A 4,668-nucleotide genomic window follows, 5' to 3' on the forward strand; every position below is an offset into this window, starting at 1 on the left:
GGTGGCTCCTGCTGGATTTCCCTTCCCGACAAGGCGGAACTCTTCTCAGGTAGAGACAGCTTCTTTTTGGCAGGAGTGGTGCAGCTGCGAGCGGGGGGTGATCTTGGCAGGGCCAGCCCAGCCGGCAGATCCCCAAGAGTACGTGGCAGCAGTGGCCCGTTTGTCGCTGGCTCTGGGCTGGCCGGTGCTGGCGGAGGGACTCTCCCCCTTGCGCAACTACGCTTCCCTTAACCCTTACCTCATCACTACCTACGACTTCCTCTTGCAGCGGGGGGATCCCTTGCTCTGGCCGGAACAAGTCATCCAACTGGGATCCCTGCCCACCAGCAAGGTGCTACGGCAAGTTCTGGCGCAAGCGGCTCCCCGCACCTGGCTACTCGACCCCCGTCCTCAGAACGCCGATCCCCTCCACAACTCCACAACCCACTTGCCCTACACAGTAGAGGAGGTGGCGGCAGGGATCCCGGCAGGCAAGGCCAAGGCAACCGCTTTTCTGCAAACCTGGCTGAGGGCGGAAGCAAAAGCTCGGGTTGAGCTGGATCGCCTGCTGGCGGCTGTGCCGGAGTGGTTTGAGGGCAAGGTTGCCTGGTGGCTGGCCCACCACCTGCCTCCGGAAACGCCGCTATTTATTGCCAACAGCACGCCGGTGCGGGATGTGGAGTGGTTCTGGCCGCCCAACGACCGCCGCATCCGGCCTTACTTTAACCGCGGCACCAACGGCATCGACGGCATCCTCTCGACTGCCTTTGGAGTGGCCCACCGCTATCGCCCGACGGTGTTGCTGACTGGGGATCTGGCCTTTCTACACGACTGCGGTGGCCTGCGGCTTAGCTCTCAGCTACAGGGATCTCTAACCATTTTGCTCATCAACAACCAGGGAGGAGGGATTTTCGAGCTACTGCCCATTGCGGAGGTGGGCCGCCAGGGGCTCAATCCTCCCTTTGAGCCCTACTTTGCCACTCCCCAGGCGGTAGATTTTGCTCGCCTCTGCCAGGCTCACGGCATTCCCCACCAGCGGCTGGAGACGTGGGAGGAGCTGGCTCAAGCCCTGGATCCCTTGCCCGCCCAAGGGGTGCAAGTGTGGGAGATCGTTACCAATCGGCGGGCGGACGCGCAGCGACGGCAGGAGTGGTTTCGGCGCTGGTCTGAGCCGCCCTCCACGCCATAACCCGGTTCCAAATCTGCTCCGGCAGATCCTCAGCCTCGCAGTCTAGCCACTGGATCCCTGGCATGGCCCGAAACCAGGTCATCTGCCGTTTGGCAAACTGGCGGGTACGCCGCACAATCAAAGGCTGGAGCTCCGCCTCTGGGATCCGCCCTTCTAGGTAAGCACTAATCTCCGCATAGCCCAAGGTCTGCAGAAGAGGCAAGTCCGGCCCATAGCGCTCCCGCAGCGTCTTTACCTCCTCGATCCACCCCTGCTCCAGCATTGCCGCTGTGCGCCGGGCAATGCGTTGTTCTAGACGGGGCATCGGGCAGTGCAGCCCCAAGATCAAGATGGGGTAGTTGGGAGGGTGGGCCTGCCGCAGGCGGGAAGCCGGCTTCCCGGTGGTGTAGATGATCTCTAAAGCCCGCAGGGTGCGCACCTCGTCATGGGGGTGAATCTGCCGAGCGGCCACGGGATCCAACTGCTGCAGCCAGGCGTAGCGGATCTCAGGCGGCCACGTCTCCAATTGAGCGCGCAACTGGGGCTGCGGGGGAACTGCCGGGATCCCCAGCCCTGCAGTGATAGATTGGATGTAAAGCCCCGTCCCCCCCACCAGAATGGGAGTCTGTCCCTGCCGATGGGCCTCGGCAATGCGGGCTTGGGCGGCTCGTTGGAACTCGGCCACAGTGTAGGTGTGGCGGGGATCCACAAAGTCAATGAACTCATGGGGCCAAAGGGCCCGCTCAGCAGGGGTGGGCTTGGCGGTGCCGATGTCAAACTCCCGGTAGACCTGACGAGAGTCGGCGTTCAACAGGGGGGATCCCAGCCGCCGGGCCAGCCACAACGCCTGCTGCGACTTGCCGGTGGCGGTGGGGCCAGCAATAACGATGAGCCCCGGCCCTACGGTCGAGGAGGGAGCTTCTCGGCAGTCGCGCCCAGTTGGATACGGGTTTTGATCCATCCGCTGTCGGCAAGAAAGTTCACCCAGGGCAGCAGGTTAAGATTTCTAAGGAACCTCAGCACTGTGAGTGAACGACTCCCGACCCTCGTCTTCGTTGAGTAAACCCACCCTGGCTTACGACAGGCTGCGCGAACAGCTAGCGTACGGGCTTCGCATTTTTTGTTGGTCCAGAGGCCTCGGCCTGCTGCCACCCTGCGACCCCCAGCACGAACAAGTTAGGGAAATTACTTGTTCCCCCTAGTTGTAGCACGAACGGCTTTCGTCCCGACACTACATGGAACTCCAGTGCAGGGCTTCCCGCTGGTTAAGCTAGAATAAGGCATTCATGGCCCCTATCCTCTTCCTGGCCTCTTGATCTCCCCGTGATCTCATCTTACGTCCCTGCTTCTCTAGCTGCGTTGGGCGGGGCGTGGCCTTGGTTTGAGCTGCCCCTGGTCAGGCTGTTGCTACGGGCGGCACGGCGAGGGCTGGCCAGCCTTGGTAGAGCAGTTGGAGCAGGTATCTTGGCAGCACTGCTGACGTGGGAAGGTTACCCAGCGCGGGCAGAAGTTTTGGTGCTCAAGCAGGGAGAAGTGCGCACGCTGCCCCTCTTGCAAACGCGGGCCCGACCGTCCTGGCAGATGGAAATGCTCTATTTGGGCATGGTGGAGGAGCGCTTCTTAAGCTACGCCCGCGCCAACAATTGGGAAGCCCTCTCCAGCGACCGGGAGGATCCCCGCTGGAGCCGCTGGCAACTGCGCCCCGGGGGTGAGGCTCTCTACTTGCCGGGTGCCCCTTCGTCGCGGGATCCCTCCGTGCCCCCCCTCTATGCCCGCGGGTTTTATGTGGAGGCCTACTTCATGGGCGGGCGCCTAGTGGGGATGCACCTGATTTATAACCCAGAGGAACCGGGCTTCAATCCAAGGCAGCTGCAAAGACTTGTCCGCGCTTGGTTCCCCGATAACCGCCTGATGGTGTACTACCAGGTGCTGCCGGAGGATCCCGACCAGCAGGTGCTAGAGGCCTACTGGGGTACTATCCCTCCTCCCTACCTTGCTGACATTCAGCGCAACAGCCGCCTGCCTTTCTGCCAGGTTTTTTTCAGCCCTACTTCGCCCCAGCCAATCACTCCTCCTTCCACGCCTTCCCATTGCCTCGTCCAAGCCGCCAGTGAGGAGGGTACGGTGCCTTCGGCTACCCAGCAGGAGACCGCCGCTCTGCGCTAGAATTTCGGGCTCGTCCTTCCATCCCTGCTCCTCTGTGCCTTGGCCTGAGAGGAGCGCAAGAGCACGGTTTTCCCAAATCAAACCGTTACCAGCTCCGGGCGACGGCTGTTGCGGATAGCGCGAATAGCCTCCCCATAGTCTTTGGCCTTGAACACGGCCGAGCCGGCCACGATGGCATTGGCCCCCGCCTCGATCACCTGCCAGGCGTTGCTAGCCTTGATACCGCCATCCACCTCGATCCAGGGATCCAGACCGCGCTCGTTGCAGAGGGCCCGCAGTTGGCGAATTTTGGGCACCACTGCTGGAATGAAGCTCTGGCCGCCAAAGCCGGGGTTGACGCTCATGATCAAGACCAGATCCACCAGATCCAGCACGTACTGGATGAGCTCCAAGGGGCTGGCCGGGTTGAGCACCACGCCCGCCTGTTTGCCCAGATCCTTGATTTGGCTGAGGGTGCGGTGCAGGTGAATAGTGGAGCTGGACTCGGCATGAACGGAGATAATGTCGGCCCCCGCCTTGGCAAAGTCAGCCACGTACTTTTCCGGCTCCACAATCATCAGGTGCACATCTAGGGGCTTGGCCGTAACCGGGCGCAGGGCTTCCACCACCAAGGGGCCAATGGTAATGTTGGGCACAAAGCGGCCATCCATGACGTCCACGTGGATCCAGTCGGCCCCCGCCTCATCCACTGCCCGCACTTCTTCTCCTAAGCGGCTAAAGTCTGCCGAGAGGATGGAAGGGGCAATAACAAGTGGCTTTTGCCCAGAGGTCGCTGACGGCTGAGTCATGGTGAGTATCCAAGTTGTAAACCGCAAAACAGGGGGCCTGCTCCTCTATGGTACGGGGTTTGATCCCCTTTGCAAAGCACCACCCTGCTTCTCAGCTTGGAACCTAGGGGTGGGGATCCCGACGAAGCTGGCCCCCCGGAAAACTTGGGCCAGATGACCCCAGGGATGCGGCGGCTGGGCGTTGCTCTGCGGCTCTGGAGCAGCCTGTTCTGAAGGAGCTGGGTTCACCTCTTCTTCCAACCGCAGGGCAAGCTGCTGTAATTGCAAGTAGATGCCGTTAACAGCCAGCATGGCCAAGACGGTGCCGAAAAACTTGGTGTGGGATCCCATAGACCAACCCCTAGGCAAGAAGCAAGATAGAGGATATTTTCGTCGCCGCTGCCCTAGCTCCACCTTAGTGTCTGGGCGGAACAGGCCCTTGGAGATTACTCTCGCCAGCTTCAAGGCCTTGCGGTGAACGACTCCCGACACTCATCTTCGTTTTAGATAGCGTACGGGCTTCCCGCTTCACAGACTTGTTGGTACAGAGGTCTCAGCCTACTGCCACCGGGCGACCCACGGCAGGAA

General features: G+C 61.3%; 5 protein-coding genes. 2 read left to right on the forward strand and 3 right to left on the reverse strand.

Annotated features, from left to right (window positions below):
* Positions 1-1,168: 2-succinyl-5-enolpyruvyl-6-hydroxy-3-cyclohexene-1-carboxylate synthase (gene menD / locus NW827_RS06255; protein WP_414503459.1), on the forward strand; the 1,168-nt coding region annotated here is incomplete at its 5' end.
* Here menD and miaA read toward each other — a convergent pair.
* Complete coding sequence (gene miaA / locus NW827_RS06260) at positions 1,092-2,108, reverse strand: tRNA (adenosine(37)-N6)-dimethylallyltransferase MiaA (RefSeq protein WP_414359386.1); 1,017 nt, start codon at positions 2,106-2,108, stop codon at positions 1,092-1,094. The two genes, menD and miaA, sit on opposite strands and share 77 nt — an antisense overlap.
* 503 nt (positions 2,109-2,611) lie before the next feature.
* On the opposite strand from miaA, the gene NW827_RS06265 reads away from it, so the two are divergent.
* Positions 2,612-3,313 carry a hypothetical protein gene (locus NW827_RS06265; RefSeq protein ID WP_414403212.1) on the forward strand — a complete coding sequence of 234 codons (702 nt, stop codon included), beginning with the start codon at positions 2,612-2,614 and terminating at the stop codon, positions 3,311-3,313.
* Positions 3,314-3,390: 77 nt separating this feature from the next.
* On the opposite strand, the gene rpe is transcribed toward NW827_RS06265, so the two are convergent.
* Together rpe and NW827_RS06275 are read right to left on the reverse strand one after the other, a co-directional pair.
* Positions 3,391-4,101, reverse strand: a complete 711-nt coding sequence (rpe, locus tag NW827_RS06270; RefSeq protein WP_414403211.1) for a ribulose-phosphate 3-epimerase — start codon at positions 4,099-4,101, stop codon at positions 3,391-3,393.
* Between the two features lie 45 nt (positions 4,102-4,146).
* Positions 4,147-4,431, reverse strand: a complete 285-nt coding sequence (locus NW827_RS06275) for a hypothetical protein (RefSeq protein WP_414359392.1) — start codon at positions 4,429-4,431, stop codon at positions 4,147-4,149.
* Positions 4,432-4,668: the final 237 nt, after the last annotated feature.

The sequence above is a fragment of the Synechococcus sp. H70.1 genome (assembly GCF_047502705.1).
GTDB lineage: Bacteria > Cyanobacteriota > Cyanobacteriia > Thermostichales > Thermostichaceae > Thermostichus.